We start from the raw sequence: 22201 nt of genomic DNA, 5'->3' as shown, positions 1-22201 counted from the left end.
TATCAAACGCCGTTGTCAGGCCGTCTGTCGGGGCGATGACAGCCATTGCTAGCTGATCGCACCTGCCCTGGGGCGCAATCGCCGGCCGTTGGAGGAAAGCTAATTATTCAACCAATGCACGTCAAATAGGGCTAATTGTATCCGGCTTTCGCCTAGCCTTGGTGGTGAGTGAAAAATGTATGTGCACGCCCAATCAGCAAGAAGTGAGAAAAAATCTGCTGCGATTTCGAAGCAAGGTAGATTGGAATGGGCACCCCTCCCAGCCCCCAAATCAGGACCGCCCTCGATTGAGTAGAGCGGACCAGCTAGACGGATGCCGGCGGTGTGAAGCATGTTGAGACTGGGTGTAGAGCCGGCCATGTGCGAAGGGCATTATGGTCATCTGTCGGAGGCCGACAGCGCCTTTTCCGGCGAAGCAAGGGAACTCTGGAAATTCTTGCCAGGGTGACGAAAAGATAGAGCTGAAATCGGCGGGGTCAGTTCGGGGGTTATGTTTAAAATCCGGGAAATATCTGAATAACTTCAATGTGGTATGGCGGAGAGGGAGGGATTCGAACCCCCGATGCCCTTGCGAGCATGCCGCATTTCGAGTGCGGTGCATTCGACCACTCTGCCACCTCTCCGCGGTCATGGTCCGCCGTTGCCGGCGCGGCGCACTAGATAACGGCTGGGCGGGCAGGTTACAAGGCCCTATCTGCCTGATTTCCGGGTTCCGCGAACCACCGCGCTGTCGCGATGGCGCGAGCCCTTCCGGGCAGGGTGTTTCACGGGTGTCCTCGTCGCTCTGCCGGAAGCAACCAGCGTGGCGACCGGTGATGGCGCGCTTGGGGCCAAGGAGATACGGCCACTTGCCTTGACTTCGGCCCAACCTTCGGTTAGGGACAGCGCGCAATCGGCGTGGAGGGGTCTTCCGCGCCGCTTGTTTTTTGAACCCGCAGACTGACAAAAAGACGGCCGAACCGCCTGAAGCGGTTCATCAAGGCCGACCGAACAGCGAAAGGCAAAAAATGTTCGCAGTCATCAAAACGGGCGGCAAGCAATATCGCGTTGCCGCCAACGATCTCCTGAAGATCGAGAAACTCGAAGCCCAGGTCGGCGATATCGTCGAAATCGGCAATGTGCTGGCGCATGGCGAGGGCGAGAACGTCACCTTCGGCGCGCCGTTCGTCGATGGCGCCACCGTCACCGCCGAAGTCGTCGAGCAGGGCAAGAACCGCACCGTCATCGCTTTCAAGAAGCGCCGCCGGCAGAATTCGCGCCGCAAGATCGGCCACCGTCAGCTTCTGACCACCGTCAGGATCGCCGAGATCCTGCTGGGCGGCGGCAAGCCGGCGAAGAAGGCCGCGGCGAAGCCGGAAGCCAAGGCGGAGGCCGCCGTCGAGGCGAAGGCCGAGGCCGCGCCGAAGGAGGCCAAGGCCAAGAAGGAAGCCAAGGCTGAGGCTGCGCCGAAGGAAGAAGCCAAGGTCGAGACCGCTGCCGCCGCGCCGCTGTTCAAGGCGCCTAAGGGCGAGCCGGACGACCTGACCGTGATCAAGGGCATCGGCCCGGTCGCCGCCAAGGACCTCGCCGAGCAGGGCATCATCACCTTCGCGCAGCTCGCCAAGCTGACCGACAAGGATGTCGCCAAGATCGACGAGCACATGCCGTTCAGCGCCGACCAGATCAAGGACTGGCGCGAGCAGGCCAAAGAGCTGGCGAAGAAGTAAGGCGAACCGGCGAAACCATCGCCGGATCGGACTTGAAACGGAACGCGAACGCGTTCATAAGACCATTCAAGCGCCCCAGGGCGCATCGGAGTTAGTTAGATGGCACACAAGAAAGCTGGCGGTTCGTCGCGCAATGGTCGCGACTCGCATTCCAAGCGTCTCGGCGTGAAGAAGTTCGGCGGCGAAGCCGTGATTCCGGGCAACATCATCATTCGTCAACGCGGCACCTCGTGGCATCCCGGCGTCAATGTCGGCATGGGCACGGACCACACCCTTTTTGCGCTGGAAGCTGGCGCAGTCACCTTCAACAAGAAAGCCAACGGCCGAACCTACGTATCGGTGAACCCGATTTCCAAAGCAGCGGAGTAGCCGGTTCCGCACCACAACACCGGCGCCCATCTCGGGAACCGGTGTCTGGCCAGGCCAGGAAAAGGATCAGGGGAGATGGGTTTCCATCTCCCCTTTTTTCTTGCGCCTGGAGGACTTTGACATGGTTGCCGAAGCGGACGACACGGACGACGAAAGTTACGCGATAGATTGCCCGGTGCTGGCCACCGAGCGGCTGGTCATGCGGCGCCCGCGCGAAAGCGATATCGGGCAATTGGTGGCGCTCGCCGACAACCGCCATATCGCCGAAATGCTGGCCCGCATGCCGCACCCCTATGGCGAGGCCGAGGCGCGTGCCTTCCTTGCCATGACGGCAGCGCGCCGCGCCGGCGTCGTCTATGCGCTGACGCTGGCGGGAACCGACACTTTTGTCGGCTGCGCCGGCTTGAACACCACCGATCGCGGGCTGGAGCTCGGCTACTGGATCGGCGAACCCTACTGGAAGCGCGGCTATGCGACCGAGGCCGCGCATGCGCTCGTCGACCTTGCCTTCCAAAGGACCTCGACCCAGGTGCTGCAAGCGTCGACGCGGGTCATCAACCCGGCCTCGCGCCGGGTCATCCACAAGTGCGGGTTCCAGTATGCCGGCCAGGGCATGCTGAACTCGATCGTCGCCGGCCAGGTGCCGGTCGAGCGCTACCGGCTCGACAGGAAGACCTGGACGAGCCTCAGGAACTGGGTGCACTTCTAGGTATGTCGATATTCAGGTGATGCCGGCCTGCGAATGGCGGTTTCCTGCGCTTCCGGTGCTCGCGTACTTTGAGTACGCTGCGCTCCGGTTCTCGGAGACCACCATTCTCGGCGCGGCCTGACCTGAATCTCAACACACCTCGGCGGCTGGCCCGAAACCAAGGGTTTGGAAAGCATAGGCAAAGTCAGTTGCGGACTTGGGGTCAAGCTGTCTCGAGCCATACAGGCAAGTGGTCCGAACCGACCGCCTGCCGGTCGACCCAAAGGCGCTTCAGCGCTCCGGCGAGCGAGGCTGAGGTGAAGACATAGTCGATGCGTTTGTGGCGGCTGACATCGTCGGGCCGTTTGGGATCGACCCAGGTGACGAGATCGGGCGTGTCGAGGCGCTGGGCGGCGTCGACGGCGAGGTCGGCGGTCAGCGGCATGCCGAACTCATGATCCGGGCGGCCGACCAGTTCGACATATTCGGGCGATCCGGGCAGCATGTTGAAGTCGCCCATGACGATGAAGGCTTCCGGATAGGGCAGGTCGGGCAGGCCGATCTCGGGAATACCGGACAGGCCGCCGCCTTCCAGCGCATAGTTCAGCAAGCGCTGGCGCAGGAAACGGATCTGGCCCTGGCGTTCGACCGGGCTGCGATGGTCGAGATGGGTGGAATAGAAGCGGATGAAGCCGAGCGGCGTTTCGATCAGCGCTTCCAGTGCGCCGCGCTGGAAATTCATCGCCTCCAGACTGCGGCTGCGCGGCAACAGGAGATTGCGCGACAGATGGATGGGCGTTTTCGACAGCACCATGTTGCCGAGCTGGAACGTCGTGGTGATTGCGCGGCCGGCTTCCAGGTGAGAGCCGACATTGACCTCGAAATTGCTGCCATAGGCGGCAAAGTAATCGGGCAGCGCGTCGCCGAGTTCGGCCACCATGTCGTGGTTGCCGTTCCTGGGGTTGTTGCGGGTAACCTCCTGCAGCGCGATCACGTCGGCGCCGCGCACGGCATCCGCAATGCGGCCGACATCGTAGCGGCCGTCGAGCCCGATGCCGTACTGGATGTTGTAGGTCACAAGCTTCATGCCAGCATTTCCCCAGCCCGGCGTCCTGCCCCCGAAAGCCGAAATCGATCTTCGCTCACAGTGCTAGCGCGTCCCGCGCCTCTGCAAAAGCCGGCGTCGGCGCAATCCTTCGCAAAACGGCCTCGCCCTTCGCCTCGCCTTGGTTTAGAGCAATCGCGCAAGCCCACTAGCAGAAACCCGAAAATCCGATGAAATTTCTCGATCAGGCCAAGGTTTACATCCGCTCTGGCGACGGCGGCGCCGGTTCGGTGTCGTTCCGGCGCGAAAAGTTCATTGAGTTCGGCGGGCCGGATGGCGGCGACGGCGGCCGTGGCGGCGATGTCTGGCTGGAGGCGGTCGACGGGCTGAACACGCTGATCGACTATCGCTACCAGCAGCATTTCAAGGCCAAGACCGGCACGCACGGCATGGGCCGCAACATGACCGGCGCCAAGGGCGCCGACGTGACGCTGAAGGTTCCGGCCGGAACCCAGGTTTTCGAAGAGGACAATGAGACGCTGATCTGCGACCTCACCGTGGTCGGCCAGCGCTTCCTGCTGGCCAAGGGCGGCAATGGCGGCTTCGGCAACCAACATTTCAAGACCTCGACCAACCAGGCGCCGCGCCGCGCCAATCCCGGCCTGCCGGGCGAGGAGATGAACATCTGGCTGCGGCTGAAGCTGATCGCCGACGCCGGCCTGGTCGGCCTGCCCAATGCCGGCAAGTCGACCTTCCTTGCGGCGGTCACCGCGGCCAAGCCGAAGATCGCCGACTATCCCTTCACCACGCTGCATCCCGGCCTCGGTGTCGCCCGCATCGACGGCCGCGAATTCGTCATCGCCGACATTCCCGGCCTGATCGAAGGCGCGCATGAGGGCGTCGGCATCGGCGACCGCTTTTTGGGCCATGTCGAGCGCACGCGGGTGCTGCTGCACCTGGTTTCGGCGCAAGAGGAAAATCCGGGCAAGGCCTACAAGACGGTACGCGCCGAGCTTGATGCCTATGGCAACGGGCTGATCGAGAAGGTCGAGATCCTGGCGCTGTCCCAAGTTGACATTCTCGATGCCGATGAGCGCAAGAAGAAGGCGGCTTCGCTGAAACGCGCCGCCGGCCGCGCGCCGATGCTGCTTTCGGCCGTCACCGGCGAAGGTGTCGAGGCGGTGCAACGGGCGCTGATGGCCGTTGTCGCCGAGGCGCGCGACAAGGTCGTCGTTCCGGTTGGCACGCGCTGGCAATGACCATGCAGTCGCTGAAGAAATACCGGCGCATCACCGTCAAGATCGGCTCGGCGCTGCTCGTCGACAGGACGACGGGGCTGAAGCGCGACTGGCTGGATTCGCTGGCCGACGACATCGCCGTGCTGGCCACTGGCGGGGCAGAGGTGATGGTCGTGTCGTCCGGCGCCATCGCGCTCGGCCGCACCATTCTAGGCCTGGGAAAAAGGGCGCTGAAGCTCGAGGAGAGCCAGGCCGCCGCCGCCGTCGGCCAGATCGCGCTGGCCGGCGCCTGGTCGGATGCGCTTGGCAAGGGCGGCCTGAAATCAGGCCAGATCCTCTTGACGCTCGGCGACACCGAGGAGCGCCGCCGCTACCTCAACGCGCGGGCGACGATCTCGACGCTGCTCAAGATGAAGGCGGTGCCGGTCATCAACGAGAACGACACGGTGGCCACCTCCGAAATCCGCTATGGCGACAATGACCGGCTGGCCGCGCGGGTGGCGACGATGATGGGTGCGGACCTTTTGGTCCTGCTCTCCGACATTGATGGGCTGTACACCGCGCCACCGGCCAGGGAACCCGGTGCAAAGTTCATTCCGGTGGTCGATCGCATCACGCCCGATATCGAGGCGATGGCGGGTGCTGCCGCGTCCGAGCTGTCGCGCGGCGGCATGCGGACAAAACTCGACGCCGGCAAGATCGCCACCGCCGCCGGCACCGCCATGGTCATCACATCAGGCACGCGGCTGTCGCCGCTGATGGCGATCGAGCGCGGCGAGCGGGCCACCTTCTTCCGGCCGAGCGCCAATCCGGTCAAGGGCTACAAGACCTGGATCGCCGGCCAGCTCGAACCGGCGGGCCGGCTGACCGTCGATGCCGGCGCCATCGGTGCGCTCTTGTCGGGCAAGTCGCTGCTGCCGGCCGGCGTCAAATTGGTCAGCGGCAATTTCTCGCGCGGCGACACGGTGGCTATCCTGTCGCCAGAGGGCCGCGAGATCGCGCGCGGACTGGTTGCCTATGATGCCGCCGATGCCGTAAGGATCGCAGGCCTGAAGACCGCCGAAATCGAAACCGTGCTCGGTTATGAGGCGCGCTCGGCGATGATCCACCGCGACGACCTTGTGGTGAGCGGCGGCGCCGACTGAGGTCCCGCGATTGAGGGCGCTATTGGTCGGCTTGAGGCGGCCATTTGGGTGGGTTGCGATACCTCTCCTGAAAGTCCTGGTATACTTTAAGAAGCTCGCTGCAACCTCCCATCTCTGCTTCAATGGCACCCTTGGCACGTCGATCCACTTCGGCCTGGGGTAGATCGTTCCCGTCTTCGGAAAGCATATCGCGGACGAGTTCGTCGCTCGTCGTTACCTTCGACTCGCCTCCCTCCTCCATCGTTTTTTGTATTTCGCCTCGAGCCGCGCGCGCGGGCCGCACCCATGGGCCTCCTCGACAACGACGAAGATCTGGGAAAGCGGCACCAGTGGTGCGCCGCAATAGCGCTCGGCAAGTCCGATGAACAACATACCACTCATCATGGCCATAGCCTTGCCGTCGGGGCTCTCGCCAGGTTCGATCTTGTCGTCGCAGTAGTCGGCGGCGCGAAGGCCGGTCGGCGCCAGCATCGTGCCCAGAACAACGAGGATTATGGCGCGCTTCATGCTGCTTCCCCAAATTTGCGGCCATTGCCGCGAAGGCCGGCCGCGTGTAAATCCACCAAGCTTCACTGGAGCGGTCAAATGCTGAACAAACACCAAGGCGAAGATGTAGCCAGTTTGATGGCACGGATAGGCCGCAACGCGCGCGCTGCCGCCCGACCGCTGGCTATCGCGACCACCGCCGCCAAGAATGCCGCGCTGCTGGCCATGGCCGAGGCGATCATCGCCCGCGAGCAGGAGATACTCGACGCCAACGCCATCGACGTCTCGAATGGCCACGAGTCGGGCTTGTCCGGCTCCTTCATGGACCGGCTGAAGCTCGATCCGGCGCGCATCGGTGCCATGGCCGAGGGGATCCGTGAAATCGCCAAACTCGGCGATCCGGTTGGCGACGTCATCGCGGAATGGGACCGGCCGAACGGCCTGCATATCGAACGGGTGCGGACGCCGCTCGGCGTCGTCGGCGTCATCTATGAGAGCCGGCCGAATGTGACTGCGGATGCCGGCGCGCTCTGCCTCAAGGCCGGCAATCCGGTGATCCTGCGCGGCGGCTCGGATTCGCTGAATTCCTCGGCCGCCATCCATGCCTGCCTGGTCGAGGGGCTGAAGGCTGCCGGTCTGCCCGAGGATGCCATCCAGCTGGTGCCGACCACCGATCGCGCCGCCGTCGGCGAGATGCTGAAGGGGCTTTCCGGCAATCTCGATGTGATCATCCCGCGCGGCGGAAAAAGCCTGGTCGGGCGCGTGCAGAGCGAGGCGCGGGTGCCGGTCTTCGCGCATCTCGAAGGCATCTGCCATCTCTACATCGACCGCTCGGCGGATCTCGACATGGCGATCAGGATCGCGGTCAACGCCAAGATGCGGCGCACTGGTGTATGCGGTGCCGCCGAGACGCTGCTGGTCGACCGTGCCGTCGCTTCCACCCATCTGGTGCCGATCCTCGACGAGCTGCGTGCGGCCGGCTGCGAGATCCACGCCGATCAAGAGGTGCTGAAGCTGTTCTTCGACGCCAAACCGGCGACCGAAGCCGACTGGGTGACCGAATATCTCGATGCCATCCTTGCGGTAAAACTGGTCGACGGCGTCGCCGGCGCGATCGAGCATATCGAGACCTTTTCCTCGCATCACACCGAGGCGATTGTCGCCGAGGATACGCAGGTGGTCGAAAAGTTCTTCAACGAGATCGATTCGGCGATCCTCCTGCACAACGCCTCGACCCAGTTCGCCGATGGCGGCGAGTTCGGCATGGGTGCGGAGATCGGCATCGCCACCGGCAAGATGCACGCGCGCGGCCCAGTCGGCGTCGAACAACTGACCTCGTTCAAATACCGCGTGCGCGGGTCTGGCCAGATACGGCCTTGAGCGATATTTCCAAGTCCTGGCCAGGCGTCGGACATTCGCATCTCAAGATGCCGCACGCCGGCAGGGGCGTGGCCGTCGGCCTGTTCGGCGGCTCGTTCAACCCGCCGCATGCAGGTCACGCGCTGGTCGCGGAGATCGCGCTCCGTCGGCTGGCGCTCGACCAACTGTGGTGGATGGTGACGCCAGGCAATCCGCTGAAGAGCACGCGGGAACTGGCGCCGCTCAGCGAGCGCCTGCAGCAGTCCGAGCAGATCGCCAAGAACCCGAAGATCAAGGTCTCCGCCTTCGAGGCGGCACACCATGTCCGTTTCACCGCCGACACGCTGGCGCTGGTCAAGGCGCGCAATCCCGGCGTCGACTTCGTCTGGATCATGGGCGCCGATAGCTTGCGCGACTTCCACCGCTGGCAGCGCTGGCGCCAGATCGTCATGACCTTCCCGATCGCCGTCATCGACCGGCCAGGGGCCACGCTCTCCTTCCTGTCTTCGGTCGTCGCCAAGACCTTCGACTATGCCCGCGTCGACGAGGGCGACGCGCCACGCCTCGCCCGCATGAAGGCGCCGGCCTGGACCTTCATCCACGGCCCGCGCTCGTCGCTGTCGTCAAGCGCCATACGCAAGGCTGCAAAAGACTGAGCCCGGCCGCCCGGCCATGTCGCATTTACGGCTGCGTTTGTCCGTTTGGTAGGCGATCCTGACCGGACATGGCGATTTCAAAGAAAAATCAATTCGAAACCGGTGCGGAAGATGGCAACCCGCCGGCGCCGCTGATCGCCATTACCAGTGTCGTGCTGTCGATGGCGCTGATCGCGGTCGGCAACGGGCTGATGTTCGCCTATATCCCGGTCCGCCTTGGCGTCGAGAGGTTCGATCCGACCTGGGCCGGGCTGATCATCACCGGCCTTTCCGCAGGCGGCCTTGCCGGCTGCATCCTGACCGGGCCGCTGGTGCGCAGGGTCGGGCATGCGCGCGCGTTCATGGTGCTGTCGGCGTTGATTGCGCTGTCCAATGCCGCCATTGGCGCCGGGACCTACCCGCTGCTGTGGATCGCGGCGCGTGCGCTTTACGGTTTCTCCATCTGCGGCCTGTTCATCGTCGCCCAGAGCTGGCTGAACGATGCCGTCGCCAACGCCATACGCGGACGCGTCATGGCGGTGTTCTACGTCGCCTATGTCGCCGGGCTCGGCGTCGGCTATGCCACGCTGGCGGCGATCGACATCCAGACCGCGGCCGCGCCGCTGATCGGCATCGCGTTTACCGCTCTGTCGATCCTGCCGGTCGGCATGACGCGGCTTGCCCAGCCGCCAGCGCCACAGGCAGCGTCGGTGGCGCTCGGCCGCGCCTGGCGGGTCTCGCCGGTCGGCATCGCCGGCATGCTGGCCGTCGGCGGCCTTTCGATGGCGATCTCGGGCTTCGCGCCGATCCATGCCACCGCCAAGGGGTACAGCCAGGCCGATGTGGCCTTGCTCCTGGCGGCGATGCCGCTCGGCACGCTGATCCTGCAAATACCGCTCGGCTGGATCTCCGACCGCACCGACCGGCGCTATGTGCTGATCGCCGCCGCCGCGCTGGCGGTGGCGGCGGGCATGCTTGCCATCGGCTTTGATGGCGGCGCGCTGGCGGCGCTGGTGGTGATCTACATCGTGTGGGACGGCGCCTCGGAATCGATCTATTCGCTGGCCAGCGCGCATGCCGCCGACCGCGCCAGCAAGAACGACATGGTGGCGCTGTCGAGTTCGCTTTTGTTTGCCTGGTCGCTGTCGGGCTTTGTCGTGCCGGGCATCGTGACCGGGCTTTCGGCCCTCTATGGCACACAGGCCTTCATCTACGTGGCGATCGTCATCGCCGCCGCCTTCTGCCTGTTCGTGCTGTGGCGGGTGCTGACAACGCAGCCGGTGCCGACGGCCGAGACCGGCAGCTTCGCGCCGATGTGCGCGCAGGCACCGTTGCCGGTGGAGCTTGCCTTCGCGCCGGACGAGCAGCGCGACAGCTGAAGGTGCCTCGCTATTGCCGGGTGCTGGAGGGTTCCGGCCGCTGCGCGTCCGGCGGCGGCGCGGGAACCGAAAGCCCTTCGGCATCGAAGGCCTGCTTGATGCGCTTGGTGAGATCGATCTGGGTGGCGAAGAAATCCGCCGCCGAAGTCCAGTAGCGCAAGGAGACGGCGACGCCGGTGTCGCCGACGGTCGAGACGAAGGCGATCGGCGCCGGTTCCCGCCTGACGCGCCGTTCGGCGGCCGCGACACTGAGCATCGTCTTTTGCGCGAAATCGATGTCGTTCCACGAGCCGATGGTCAGCGTGATGTCGCCACGGCGGACGCCGTTGCGGGTAAAGTTGCGGACAGGCTGGTTCCAGAGGGTCGAGTTGGGCGCCAGCACGTAGACGCCGTCGACCGTGCGCAACCTGGTGGCGAACAGGCCGACTTCCTCGGACGGTGCCTGAAATGGCGCCGACCTCGACATATTCGCCGATGCGGAACGGCCTGAGCGCCAGCAGCATGATGCCGGCGGCGATGTTCTGCAGCGTGCCCTGCAGCGCCAGGCCGATGGCGAGACCGATGGCGCCGACGGCGGCGATGATCGAGGCGGTCTGCACGCCGAACTGGCCGAGCACCATGATGACGACGAGGATCAGGATGGCGTAGCGGACGATCTTCGAGAAGAAATGGCGCAGCGTCGCGTCGAAGCCATGGATGTGTTTCAGACCGCCGGAGATCGAGCGCTCGGCGAGGCCGGCCACGATATAGCCGACAACGAGCAGGATGACGGCGCCGATGGCGGAGAATGAGTAGGAGACGATCAGGGTGCTGAGTTGGGCAAGGCCCGCCTGCACGGTGAGGAGCGTGTTCTGAGGATCGATAGGCATTCTGGGAAATCCGATTCTGGGGGCAAGCCGATAACCCGCCAATGAGCCCAAAGTTCCGATATTTGCCGGCATTTGGAACCAAACGCAGAGCACCGCGTTGGCGGCGGCCGCGACCCACGTCTTGAAACTGCAACGGAACTCTGCCTATCTAAGTGGTGTCACCTGATTTGGCGGGTGATTTGGTTGTTCTTGCTGCGAAAGGAAATACACTGAGAACAGCACTGCGGAAGAAGGCCGACATCGTGCCTTCGCCGGCCGGGATCAGCGTAAACGACGCCGTGTCCCGCGCCATCAAGACAGTCCTTGCCAGTCTGGAAGACTCCAAGGCCGAAAACATCGTCTCAATCGACATTCAGGGGAAATCGAGCCTCGGCGACTATATGGTTGTCGCATCGGGCCGATCGCACCGTCATGTCTCGGCTGTCGCCGATCACCTCCTCAAGGCGCTCAAGGATGCCGGCCTCGGCATGGCGCGCGTCGAGGGGCTGGCCGGTGCCGACTGGGTCCTGATCGATTCGGGCGACATCATCGTCCATGTCTTCCGCCCCGAAGTCCGCGAATTCTACAATCTCGAAAAGATGTGGCAGGCGCCGGACCTCGAGGAAGAGACGCTCCACTGAGCCGCATCTGTTTTGATGCATGCCGCTCAGCATGCATCGACGGCTCTTCGAGGCAGGGATGAAGATTACGGTTCATGCCGTGGGCCGGATGAAAGCCGGCCCCGAGAAGCTGCTCGCCGACCGTTATTTCGAGCGCTTCGCCAAGAGCGGTCCCCCGGTCGGGCTCGAATTCTCAGGCGTTGTCGAGATTGCCGAAGGCCGCGCCCAGACCGCCAATGAGCGGCGGCGCGAAGAAGGCCAGAAGCTGCAGACGCAGCTGCAGCAAGGCACCGCGCTGATCCTGCTCGACGAACGCGGCAAAAGCTTTTCCTCCGAGGACTTCGCCGGCCGCATCGGCCTGCTGCGCGACGGCGGCCGCAAGGCGCTGGTCATCGCCATCGGCGGCGCCGACGGCCACGACCAGTCGCTGCGCGACCAGGCCGATCTGGTGGTGTCGTTCGGCGCGCTGACCTGGCCGCATCAGCTGGTGAGGGTGATGCTGGGCGAACAGCTCTACCGGATCGCCACCATTCTTTCGGGGCATCCCTATCATCGCTCCTAGACCAGGCCGAATCCTGTGCATCGGCGCCCTCCGCCCGGATTTCCGCCCCAATGCGGCGGCATATTGTGCGCCATTGGCAAACCTATCGAACATGGTTGATTGTTCGTTAACGAAGCCACGCATAGAGTCGGGCTTCAATGTCTGAAATTGGACGAACCAGGGCGAGCATTCTGCGCGGCTGCGGCATTGCGGCGGCGGCGTTCGTGCTGTCGCTCGGTGCCGCCAGGGCCGAAAACACGCTCGACCTGGCGCCCGATCCGGACAAGAGCCGCGCCGAGTACGAGCAGGTCTCCAAGGAAATCACGCTGTCTTCCGAGCGGCTGGCCAAGCTCGCGGCCGACATCGCGGCGGTCAAGAAGGATCATGCCTCGATCACCGCGGCGCTGATCCAGTCGGCGATGACCGAGCAGAAGCTAGGCCAGGACATCGAGGACATCGGCGCCAAGCTGGAGGGGTTGAAGGGCGAGGAGCAGAAGATCCGCGCCTCGCTCAACGCAAGGCGCGACGTGCTGGCCGAAGTGCTCGGCGCGCTGCAGCGCATGGGGCTCAATCCGCCGCCGGCAATCCTGGTCAAGCCGGAAGACGCGCTGTCGTCGGTGCGCAGCGCCATCCTCCTGGGCGCCGTGGTGCCGGAACTGCGCCAGCAGACCGATATATTGCTGGCCGACCTCAAGGAACAGACGCGGGTGACGGCCTCGATCGAGGCCGAGCGCGCCAGGCTGACGGAAGCGGTCGGCGAGCAGACGGCGGAAAAGAAGCGGCTCACCATGCTGCTTGAAGCCAAACAGAGGCTCGAAGCCGACACGCAAACGGCGCTGGCGGCGGAAAAGCAGCGCTCCGAGACACTGGCGGCCAAGGCCGGCAGCCTGAAGGAGCTGATCGCCTCGCTCGAGGCCGACAAGGCGCGCAAGGCGGCTGACCAGGCCAAGGCCGGCGAGCAGAAATCGGCCGACGGCGACACGGCTCCGGCGCAAGAGGATCCCGCACAAGCAGGGGCTCCGGCTCAGACGGAACTGGCTGCACTGCCGGTGCCGGAAGGCAATCGGCTGACCGCTTCAGCGCCGTTTTCGGCGCTTCAGGGGCAGATCGCGCTGCCGGTCATCGGCAAGATAAAACAGCGTTTCGGCACCGATGACGGTAACGGCGCGGTGATGCTTGGTGACATGGTTGCGACACAATCGGGCGCCATCGTCACCGCGCCGGCGGATGGAAATGTGCTTTATGCGGGGCCTTTTCGCTCCTATGGTCAACTCTTGATCCTGAACGCAGGCGACGGCTATCATGTCGTCCTGGCGGGGATGAGCAGAATCAGTGTCGCGACTGGCCAGCCGGTGCTCGCAGGAGAGCCGGTCGGCGCGATGGGAGAGGCCCGGGTGGCGAGCACCTCGGCCTCGAAGAATGGAAATGCCACGCCGGAACTCTACGTCGAGTTCCGCAAGGATGGAAAACCCGTCGATCCGGCCCCATGGTGGGCGGACCGATTTTCTGGAAGGACGTGAGATGATGCGGAAACTGTCGCTTCTGTTTGCCGGTGCGCTGATGGGCGCATCAGCGATGAGCCTGGTCTACGGCGCACCCGGCTCGACGGCGAACGCTGCGGGCTCCGAGACCTACAAGCAACTGGCGATCTTCGGCGACATCTTCGAGCGCGTCCGGGCGCAGTATGTGACGCCGCCGGATGACAAGTCGCTGGTCGAAAACGCCATCAATGGCATGCTGACCTCGCTTGATCCGCACTCCTCCTACATGAATGCCGAGCAGGCGCAGGACATGCGCGTGCAGACCAAGGGCGAATTCGGCGGCCTCGGCATCGAAGTCACCATGGAAAACGATTTGGTCAAGGTGATCACGCCGATCGACGACACGCCGGCCGCCAAGGCAGGCGTGCTTGCCGGCGACTACATCGCCAAGATCGATGGCGACGAAGTGCGCGGCCTGACCCTCAACGACGCGGTCGAGAAGATGCGCGGGCCGGTCAACACGCCGATCAAGCTCACCATCCTGCGTCAAGGTGCCGACAAGCCGATCGAACTGACCGTCGTGCGCGACATCATCAAGGTCAAGGCGGTCAAGTTCCGGGTCGAGAACGACATCGGTTACATGAAGATCACGTCGTTCACCGAAAAGACCTATGACGACCTCGAGAACGCCATCGACAGCATCAAGAAGCAGGTGCCGAACGACAAGCTCAAGGGCTATGTGCTCGATCTGCGCCTCAATCCGGGCGGCCTGCTCGACCAGGCGGTGAGCGTGTCCGACGCCTTCCTCGACCGCGGCGAGATCGTCTCGACGCGCGGCCGCGATCCGAAGGACGTCACCCGCTTCGACGCCCGTCCGGGCGACGACATCAAGGGCAAGCCGCTGATCGTACTGGTCAATGGCGGATCGGCGAGCGCCTCGGAAATCGTCGCCGGCGCGCTGCAGGACCTGCGCCGCGCCACGGTGGTCGGAACCCAGTCCTTCGGCAAGGGCTCGGTGCAGACCATCATCCCGCTCGGCGAGAATGGCGCGCTGCGCCTGACGACAGCGCTCTATTACACGCCATCCGGCAAGTCGATCCAGGGCAAGGGCATCACGCCCGACATCAAGGTCGAGCAGCCGCTGCCGGCGGAATTGCAGGGCAGGGACCTGACGCGCGGCGAATCGGACCTCAAGGGTCATATCAAGGGTGCCGACGAGGGTTCGACCGGCTCCGGCTCGGCCGCCTATGTGCCGCCGGATCCGAAGGACGATCTCCAGCTCATCTATGCCGAAGAGCTGCTGCGTGGCCAGAAGACCGATCCGGCGTTCCCGCCGAATCCGGACAAGGCCGTGCTCAACCAGTAAGGACCGAGTGGTCAGGGCAAGGCTCTGGCCGCCCGATCGAAGCAATGCGATGCTGCCGGGGCCGCGAGGTTCCGGCAGTTTGATTCGGGGGAACGCGGTTGGAGCGCCACGCGTCTGGGTTAGCGCGCCGGCGATTGCGAATTTTGCGCAGCATGTCTCGTAAAAAGTGCCTTCACTTAAGGGTCGTGCTTCCGGGGACACAAGTTGGCTGACATCAGCAAGGACATCGAACGCCCGCTCGGACAGACGATCCGGCCGCCGCGTGCCGCGTCGCGCGGGCTCAGCGCCGGCACGGTCGGGGCCACGCTCGCCGTGCTGGCCGTGGTCGGTATCTCCGGCGCGATCGCGCTGCGCGAAAAGCCGTTCCGCAAGCCGGAAGAGGTTGCCGTTTCGACGCCGAAGGTGACGGCCGCGCCCGCCGCAGCGCCGGTTGCCGAGGCGGCGGCGCCCAAGACGGAAACGCCGCCCAAGGAAACCTCTCCCAAGACAGGCGGGCCGCAGATCATCCATGTGCAGACGGAAGAAGGCGACGGTCCGCCGAAGGCGGGGATCGTCATTCGCGATCCTTCGACGGTCGGCCAGAACCTGAAGATTGCGCATATCCCGGACAAGGCGCTGATCGAGGCCAGCGAAACCGGACCGCTGCCGATGCGTGCCGCCGACGGCAGGCGTCCGTTCGACGTCTATGCGCGGCCGTGGTCGGGATCGCGCGGCGCGCGCGTGGCGATCGTCATCGGCGGGCTCGCCGTGTCGCAGACCGGCACCCAGGCGGCCATCGCCAAGCTGCCGGCCGAGGTGACGCTGGCCTTTGCCCCGCAAGGCAACAGCATCGGCCGCTGGATGCAGGCGGCGCGGCAGAGCGGGCATGAGATCGTCATGCAGGTACCGCTCGAGCCGTTCGACTATCCCAACGTCAATCCCGGCCGCAACACGCTGACGGTGGCGGCGAGCCCGGACGAGAATCTGAAGAGCCTGCACTGGGCACTGTCGCGGACCACCAACTATACCGGCGTGATGAACTATATGGGCGCCCGCTTCTCGGCCGATTCCGCGGCAATGGGGCCGTTCATGGCCGAGCTCGGCAAGCGCGGTCTCGCCTATGTCGATGACGGTTCGTCGGCGCGCAGCCTGGCACCCGATCTGGCGCTCAAGGACGGTGTGCCGTTCGTCGCAGGCGACACGTCGATCGATGCGGTGCAGGACCGCGGCGCCATCCTGAAGAAGCTGGACGAGCTCGAGGCCACGGCGCGGGCAAAGGGTTTTGCCGTCGGCATCGGCTCGGCGTTCGATCTGACGGTCGATACGGTGTCGTCCTGGGTGACGGAAGCCAAGAAGCGTGGCATCGAGATCGTGCCGATTTCGGCGGTGGCCATCGATCCGCAAAAAGGCTAGCAGCCGTTCTCGATGGTTCTCTCCCGAGCGAGTTCTCAGAAGCGGCGGAAAGCTGGAAAGACTGACTGATGGCGAAGACAAAACCGGTCGATCCCGAGACACTGCCTTACCGTCCCTGTGTCGGATTGATGATCCTCAATGGCGAGGGGCTGGTCTGGGTCGGTCACCGCATCGCCGAGCCGGACAGCGAATTCGCCGGCACCACGCAGCTCTGGCAGATGCCGCAGGGTGGCATCGACAAGGGCGAAGACCCTGCGCAAGCGGCCGAGCGGGAACTCTACGAGGAGACCGGCATGCGCAGCGTCTCGCTGCTGGCCGAGGCGCCGCACTGGATCAACTACGACCTGCCGGCGCATCTGGTCGGCATTGCCTTCAAGGGCCGCTATCGCGGCCAGACGCAGAAATGGTTCGCCTATCGTTTTCACGGCGACGAGAGCGAGATCCAGATCAACCCGCCACCGGGCGGCCACACGGCCGAGTTCGACCAATGGGCGTGGCGGCCGATGCGGGACTTGCCCGACCTGATCGTGCCGTTCAAGCGCAAGGTCTATGAGGACGTGGTGGCGGCGTTCCGGCATCTGGTGGCGTAACCAGCGCGATCGCGCATGGTCGCTGCGTCGGTTTCGTGGTCTTATGGATGCTGAGCTGCTTCGCACAGGGTCGGTATGAACGACGCCTCCAAAAACGTCCCCGAAAGCATCGCCACGCAAGGTGAGCCGGTCAGTGAAGCGGTGGCCGGCGCCATCCTGACCATCGATCTCGGCGCCATCCGTGAAAACTACCGGCGGCTGAAGGCGCAATTGGGCGGCGTGCCGTGCGCCGGTGTCGTCAAGGCCGATGGTTATGGCCTGGGCGCGGCGCCCGTGGCAAGGGCGCTGTCGGCCGAGGGCTGCACCACTTTCTTCGTCGCGCTGCTCGCCGAAGGCCTGGCGCTGCGCAAGGGGCTCGGCCCCGGACCGGCGATCCATGTCCTCAACGGCCTGCCGCCTGGCTCGGAACCGGAAGCGGTTGCGGCGGAGCTTGTTCCCGTCATCAACAGCGCCGGCCAGCTGAAGGCCTGGGGTGAAGCCGGCCAGCAGGCCGGCCGCAAGCTGCCGGCCGCGATCCAGGTCGACAGCGGCATGTCGCGGCTCGGCATGCCGCCGGCGGAGGTGCAGGCAATCGCCGCCGATCCGCGCGCTTTCGACGGCGTCAACGTCGTCCTGGTGATGAGCCATCTCGCCTGCGCCGACGAGCTGCAGCATCCGGCCAATGAGCGGCAGTGGCTGGCCTTCGAACGGTTGCGCAAGATGATGCCAGAAGCGCCTGCTTCGCTCGCCAATTCGTCCGGCATCTTCCTCGGGACGGCCTTTCATTTCGACCTCGCCCGTCCTGGGGCGGCGCTCTACGGCATCAATCCGACGCCGAGCGAACCGAACCCGATGCTGCCGGTGGTGCGGCTGCAGGCGAAAATCGTCCAGACGCGCAGCCTCGAAAAGGGGGCAGGCGTCGGCTATGGCCATACATTTCGCGCAACCGGCCCGTTGAGAGCTGCGACGATCTCGCTCGGCTATGCCGACGGCTGGCATCGCCGCGCCGCCTCGGCCGCCTGGTTCGACACTGTCCGGCTGCCCTTTCTCGGACGCGTATCGATGGATTCGATCATCCTCGACATTTCCGCGCTCCCCGTGGGCACGCTCGGCGAGGGTGACCTTGTCGAACTGCTCGGCCCGTCGCAGAGCGTCGACGAGGCGGCCGGCCATGCCGGCACGATCGGCTACGAGATCCTGACCAGCCTCGGGCCGCGCTTTCACCGGCGCTACGTGAACGGGTAGCAAGGCGGTACTTGGCGGACGCTCGAAAATCCGGCAGACAGAGCATGACGACCCGGCCTGACGAGACGTCGTCGTGGAGAGTGATGCGATGAAGATCTTCGTGCTGGGCGGCGGCGTGATCGGGGTCACCACCGCCTATTATCTCGCCGAGGCCGGCCATGAGGTGACGGTGTTCGATCGCCAGAAGGGGCCGGCGCTGGAAACCAGCTTCGCCAATGCCGGCGAGGTCTCGCCGGGCTATGCCTCGCCATGGGCGGGGCCCGGCATTCCGCTGAAGGCGATCAAATGGCTGCTGATGAAGCATGGCCCGCTGGTGGTGCGGCCCGCCTTCGATCCGCATATGTGGACATGGCTGCTCAAGATGCTGCGCAATTGCACGGCCGAGCGCTACGCGCTGAACAAGTCGCGCATGGTGCCTTTGGCCGAATACAGCCGCGATACGCTGAAGGCGCTGCGCGCGGCGACCGGCATCGCCTATGACGAGCGGACCAAAGGCACGCTGCAGCTGTTTCGCACGCAAAAGCAGCTCGACGGCACCGGCGGCGACGTCGAGGTTCTGAAGAAATACGGCGTCCCCTACGAACTCCTCGATCGCGAAGGCTGCATCGGAGCCGAGCCGGCCCTGGCCGGCGTGCGCGGCAAATTCGTCGGCGGTCTCAGGCTGCCCGGCGACGAAACCGGCGACTGCAAGATGTTCACCGACCGTATGGCCGAGCTCTGCGTGGCGCGCGGCGTCACCTTCGAATACGGGACAACGATCTCGTACATCGTGCGGACCCGCAATCGCATCAAACACATCAACACCGACAAGGGCGGACTATCGGCCGACGCCTATGTGATGGCGATGGGCAGCTATTCGGCGCAATTCATGCGCAAGCTGAAGCGGCCGATCCCGGTCTATCCGGTCAAGGGCTATTCGATCACCGTGCCGGTCAAGGATGTCGGCGCCGCACCCGTCTCGACGGTGATGGACGAGACCTACAAGGTGGCGATCACCAGGCTTGGCGACCGCATCCGCGTCGGCGGCACGGCGGAGATTTCTGGCTTCGATCTCAGGCTGCACGAAACGCGCCGGCGCACGCTGGAGCATTCGGTCGGCGATCTGTTTCCGGGCGGCGGTGACCTCAAGGCGGCGAGCTTCTGGTGCGGCCTGCGGCCGATGACGCCTGACGGGCCGCCGCTGGTCGGCCAAAGCGAATTGTCCAACCTCTACCTCAACACCGGCCATGGCACGCTCGGCTGGACCATGGCCTGCGGCTCAGCCCGGGTGCTGGCCGACATCATCTCCAACCGGGTGCCGGAGATCAACGCCCGCGACCTCAGCCCGGACCGCTATCTGAAGTAGCCTTTGAGCATCGAACGTTTGTTTTTGCGCAATTCCGGACGGAAAACCGCTGCACACTTTTCCTGGAATTGCATCAGAACGCCTGTTTCACCCAACCCTCTGAGAACAGCAGCCGGTAGGCCCAGGGGATCGTCACCCTGGTGGATACCGGGTTCGAATGGGCCAGATAGTCGTCATAGATCGGCTTCATGCGGTGGTAGAAGGCGGGATCGAGCACCATCATGCCGTTCTCCGAGTCGTGGAAGAAGCTGCGGTTGTTGAGGTTGACCGACGAGATAGTCACCAGCCTTTCGTCGATCATCATGATCTTGGAATGCAGCACGACATCCGGCGCCTTGAATTCGCGGATGTCGATGCGGTCGCCGTATTTCTCGACGAACAGCTTGTTGAGCGCGGTGAGGAACTTGCCGCCGATGTCGCCCTTGAGGTCGATGCGGCCGACGATATCGATCTTCACCCCGCGCCCCAGCGCCCGGTCGAAGGCCTGCGCGAGCTTCGGCGTCAGGTTGAGATAGGGATTGACGATCTGGATATGGTGCTTGGCAGTGTCGATCAGCTCGACGAAGTAATTCTCCAGCGCATGCCCGTCCTCATAGGGCACGGAGATGAAATGCCGCGCCACGCCTGACGGAAGCCGGTTGCCTGAGCGGACCGAGATGGAGAAGGGCCGGGAGATGTTTGTGTCGGCGTCGAGCAGCCACAGGGTCGAAAGATGCGCGGCGAGCGTTTCGACTGTTGCCGGGTCGGCGATCTCGATGTCGAAGTCGCTCCAATTCGAATAGTAGTTCAGCGAGAAGCCGTCGGTCCTGCCGTATTGCTGCAGGTCGGGGTAGCGCGACAGGTCGACCGGCTTGTGGAACAGGAAGCCGTCATGGATGTTGCGGCCGCCGATGATGACGCGCGAGCGGCCGGGGTCTTCGGCCAGCGTCGCCAGCATCTTGACGTGGTGGGTCTTATGCAACTGTGACAGCTGCTCGTCGATCGGCGCGCCGCGGTCGGCCTGCCAGCGGTATTCCTGCAGTTCGACATCGGGGAACTCCGCCGCCAGCCGGTGCAGCATGGCGTCGTCCTTCTCGCGCTCGAGCACGTCGGTCACCATGATGCGCACCTTGGTGCCCAAAGCGGCATGGTGGCGGATCAGCCGCTCGATGATGCGGCCGGAAAAGTCCGCCTTGAACTCCAGCGACGACAGATAGATCAGCTTTAGTTTTGGCGCGTGGGAGAAATCGAGCGGCAATTCCGGGTCGCCCTTATCGAAGGCGCTGTCAGGCAGCGTCGCGCCCAGCAAGGCTTCGACCTTGGCGTTAAAGCCGTCGCGCGATTTGCGCAGCAGCCGCGGCTGCCGGAGCGGCATGGCGCAGGTCTGCGATAGCCAGCGGCTGGCGTAGAAGACGCGGTCAAGTCCCTCCAGGCCCGCCGGATCGGGCTCCGGGCAGCGCTCGTAGAGGCTGTCGAGTGCGGCAAGCGCCGGATCGGCGGTCTCTTCGCGCAGGATGGTGAGCGGCGCGCCGGCCGGCGCCAGGCTGGAGCGGATATTCAAGTCGCAGCGGTTCAGGGTCTCGTCCGGAAACAGGCTGATCGAGGTGTCGCCTGCCGGCAGGCGGAAGCTGAAGGCCGAACCCTTGGCCATGGTGCGGGAGCGGCCGCCGGCGCGGATCGCCAGCGCCCCGTCGCAGGTGCCGCCAATGTCGACCGCCTGGCTGCCGGCCTGGCGCAGCACGATCTCGACCGAGCGCGCCTGCAGGCCGGAAAAGGTGAAAATCTTCGCCTCGGAAGGCCGAGCCGCGGCATCGACATAAAGCGTCTGCCGCGACACCCGCCAGCGCGCCGTGAAGTGGCCTTCACCAGGTTTGCCGTCGGTCGGCGGCACCTGTGTGGCGGCGACAGACTTTGCCAGCCGTTCCAGCGTCCGGTATGTCGCCTGAAAATCGCTGTTGGCGATGTCGTGGCGGTCGTGGCCGAAGGGGCCCGTGCCGTTCGCCCGGTCCATGGCACCGATCTCGTTGTGGGCGAGAAGCGCCAGGAACTGCTTCTCGTAATCGCTCTCGCCAGAGGTGCCGAAATACTGGGCAGCCGCGATGTCCGGTCCAGGCGCCTTGGCCGACAAAGACGGGCGCGTGCAGGTGTTTTCGCCGGGAAAGAAGTCGCATGTGCCGCGATGCGGGCCGGCGCAACCGGCCAGCACCGCCACCGCCAGCCAAAGCAGGGCCAGGCATCCAGTGTTACGCTTACTCACCCCGTCGCCCCGTTCATCGCCTTGAGCTGGGCGGGATCGCGCGGCGGCATGAAGCCCTGCGGAAACACCTTGCAGACGGGGACAGCGAACGTGGCGATCAAAAGCTCGGCCTCGTTGCGCATTTTCCGTGGAGCCGAATTGTCGTCGCGGATCGTCCTTGCCGAGGCGACAAGCGCGCCGTCGCAATCGCAATGATCGTGGCGGGCGATGTAGCAGGCGTCATGGGTCTGGCAGGCGGCATCGAGGCGGTCGACCGGCCGCAACGACAGGTCGCCGCTGCGCGTGCCCGGACCGCAATAATTGCCGAAGACGAAGGGCGAGGGGCGGGCCAGGGCATAGCGGATCGGCTTCGGCAATTCCGCTTCGGGCACCTTGGTCCAGGGGTTGGCGCAGCCCGACAGGAAAACCAGCGGCAGGATGGCAAGAACGGCTCGCATTGTTTCCGCGCCAGCTTTCGAAATGGTCCACCCGGCTCTTGCCGCTCGGTGGCTGATGCCACACTGGCCGA

Annotated in this window: 20 protein-coding genes, 1 tRNA gene and 1 pseudogene; 16 read left to right on the top strand and 6 right to left on the bottom strand. The window is 64.6% G+C overall.

The annotated features are described in order from the left end of the window. Positions 1–533 precede the first annotated feature (533 nt). Positions 534–623: transfer RNA gene (locus tag A6B35_RS02400), tRNA-Ser, on the bottom strand. Positions 624–1007: 384 nt separating this feature from the next. Between A6B35_RS02400 and A6B35_RS02395 the strand changes: the two genes are divergently transcribed. From A6B35_RS02395 to A6B35_RS02385, 3 genes are all read left to right on the top strand, one after another. Then, complete coding sequence (locus tag A6B35_RS02395) at positions 1008–1706, top strand: 50S ribosomal protein L21 (protein WP_040584201.1); 699 nt, start codon at positions 1008–1010, stop codon at positions 1704–1706. 99 nt (positions 1707–1805) lie between these two features. Beyond that, a complete protein-coding gene (gene rpmA, locus A6B35_RS02390; protein WP_006206376.1) occupies positions 1806–2075 on the top strand; it encodes a 50S ribosomal protein L27 in 270 nt (89 codons plus the stop codon). 121 nt (positions 2076–2196) lie between these two features. Continuing rightward, positions 2197–2784 carry a GNAT family N-acetyltransferase gene (locus A6B35_RS02385; RefSeq protein WP_006206377.1) on the top strand — a complete coding sequence of 196 codons (588 nt, stop codon included), beginning with the start codon at positions 2197–2199 and terminating at the stop codon, positions 2782–2784. Between the two features lie 202 nt (positions 2785–2986). On the opposite strand, the gene A6B35_RS02380 is transcribed toward A6B35_RS02385, so the two are convergent. Next, positions 2987–3850: an endonuclease/exonuclease/phosphatase family protein gene (locus A6B35_RS02380; RefSeq protein ID WP_006206378.1), complete on the bottom strand. Its 864-nt coding sequence runs from the start codon at positions 3848–3850 to the stop codon at positions 2987–2989. Positions 3851–4038: 188 nt separating this feature from the next. Here A6B35_RS02380 and obgE point away from each other — a divergent pair, with 188 nt between their 5' ends. Together obgE and proB are read left to right on the top strand one after the other, a co-directional pair. Further along, positions 4039–5067, top strand: a complete 1029-nt coding sequence (gene obgE / locus A6B35_RS02375) for a GTPase ObgE (protein ID WP_006206379.1) — start codon at positions 4039–4041, stop codon at positions 5065–5067. Between the two features lie 2 nt (positions 5068–5069). After that, a complete protein-coding gene (gene proB / locus A6B35_RS02370) occupies positions 5070–6191 on the top strand; it encodes a glutamate 5-kinase (RefSeq protein ID WP_081482317.1) in 1122 nt (373 codons plus the stop codon). A gap of 213 nt (positions 6192–6404) precedes the next feature. On the opposite strand, the gene A6B35_RS02365 is transcribed toward proB, so the two are convergent. Then, complete coding sequence (locus A6B35_RS02365) at positions 6405–6698, bottom strand: hypothetical protein (RefSeq protein ID WP_006206382.1); 294 nt, start codon at positions 6696–6698, stop codon at positions 6405–6407. A 78-nt stretch (positions 6699–6776) separates the two neighbouring features. Here A6B35_RS02365 and A6B35_RS02360 point away from each other — a divergent pair, with 78 nt between their 5' ends. The 3 genes from A6B35_RS02360 to A6B35_RS02350 all read left to right on the top strand — a co-directional run bounded on the left by A6B35_RS02360 (position 6777) and on the right by A6B35_RS02350 (position 10050). Further along, the gene (locus tag A6B35_RS02360) at positions 6777–8057 is read left to right on the top strand and encodes a glutamate-5-semialdehyde dehydrogenase (protein ID WP_006206383.1); all 1281 of its coding nucleotides are present in this window, start codon (positions 6777–6779) and stop codon (positions 8055–8057) included. A gap of 47 nt (positions 8058–8104) precedes the next feature. Next, complete coding sequence (locus tag A6B35_RS02355; RefSeq protein ID WP_040584209.1) at positions 8105–8692, top strand: nicotinate-nucleotide adenylyltransferase; 588 nt, start codon at positions 8105–8107, stop codon at positions 8690–8692. Between the two features lie 68 nt (positions 8693–8760). After that, positions 8761–10050, top strand: a complete 1290-nt coding sequence (locus A6B35_RS02350) for an MFS transporter (protein WP_006206385.1) — start codon at positions 8761–8763, stop codon at positions 10048–10050. A gap of 10 nt (positions 10051–10060) precedes the next feature. Here the strand turns inward: A6B35_RS02350 and A6B35_RS37335 are convergent. Further along, positions 10061–10919 (bottom strand): annotated as a pseudogene (locus A6B35_RS37335) (mechanosensitive ion channel family protein). 179 nt (positions 10920–11098) lie between these two features. On the opposite strand from A6B35_RS37335, the gene rsfS reads away from it, so the two are divergent. The 8 genes from rsfS (at position 11099) to A6B35_RS02305 (ending at position 19457) form a co-directional block, all read left to right on the top strand. Continuing rightward, entirely contained in the window at positions 11099–11539 is a 441-nt protein-coding gene (gene rsfS, locus A6B35_RS02340; protein ID WP_425277683.1) for a ribosome silencing factor, read from the top strand. Positions 11540–11597: 58 nt separating this feature from the next. Then, complete coding sequence (rlmH, locus tag A6B35_RS02335; RefSeq protein ID WP_006206389.1) at positions 11598–12080, top strand: 23S rRNA (pseudouridine(1915)-N(3))-methyltransferase RlmH; 483 nt, start codon at positions 11598–11600, stop codon at positions 12078–12080. Positions 12081–12217: 137 nt separating this feature from the next. Next, on the top strand, positions 12218–13579 hold the full coding sequence (locus A6B35_RS02330) for a murein hydrolase activator EnvC family protein (protein WP_065518140.1): 1362 nt from the start codon (positions 12218–12220) through the stop codon (positions 13577–13579). A 1-nt stretch (position 13580) separates the two neighbouring features. After that, positions 13581–14906: a S41 family peptidase gene (locus A6B35_RS02325; RefSeq protein WP_006204829.1), complete on the top strand. Its 1326-nt coding sequence runs from the start codon at positions 13581–13583 to the stop codon at positions 14904–14906. 204 nt (positions 14907–15110) lie between these two features. Further along, positions 15111–16298, top strand: coding sequence for a divergent polysaccharide deacetylase family protein (locus tag A6B35_RS02320; protein ID WP_006204830.1), 1188 nt, complete (start codon positions 15111–15113; stop codon positions 16296–16298). A gap of 68 nt (positions 16299–16366) precedes the next feature. Continuing rightward, positions 16367–16888: an RNA pyrophosphohydrolase gene (locus A6B35_RS02315; protein ID WP_006204831.1), complete on the top strand. Its 522-nt coding sequence runs from the start codon at positions 16367–16369 to the stop codon at positions 16886–16888. A 75-nt stretch (positions 16889–16963) separates the two neighbouring features. Next, entirely contained in the window at positions 16964–18112 is a 1149-nt protein-coding gene (alr, locus tag A6B35_RS02310) for an alanine racemase (protein ID WP_006204832.1), read from the top strand. Between the two features lie 88 nt (positions 18113–18200). Next, entirely contained in the window at positions 18201–19457 is a 1257-nt protein-coding gene (locus tag A6B35_RS02305) for a D-amino acid dehydrogenase (RefSeq protein WP_006204833.1), read from the top strand. Between the two features lie 73 nt (positions 19458–19530). On the opposite strand, the gene A6B35_RS02300 is transcribed toward A6B35_RS02305, so the two are convergent. Together A6B35_RS02300 and A6B35_RS02295 are read right to left on the bottom strand one after the other, a co-directional pair. After that, a complete protein-coding gene (locus tag A6B35_RS02300; RefSeq protein ID WP_040583575.1) occupies positions 19531–21693 on the bottom strand; it encodes a phospholipase D-like domain-containing protein in 2163 nt (720 codons plus the stop codon). Then, complete coding sequence (locus A6B35_RS02295) at positions 21690–22130, bottom strand: phospholipase A2 family protein (protein ID WP_006204835.1); 441 nt, start codon at positions 22128–22130, stop codon at positions 21690–21692. The genes A6B35_RS02300 and A6B35_RS02295 overlap by 4 nt, the downstream gene beginning before the upstream one ends. Positions 22131–22201: the final 71 nt, after the last annotated feature.

Source organism: Mesorhizobium amorphae CCNWGS0123 (genome assembly GCF_001686985.1).
Classification (GTDB): domain Bacteria; phylum Pseudomonadota; class Alphaproteobacteria; order Rhizobiales; family Rhizobiaceae; genus Mesorhizobium; species Mesorhizobium amorphae.
Note: the sequence above shows the minus strand (reverse complement) of the source record. Positions and strands in the feature narration are given on the sequence as shown.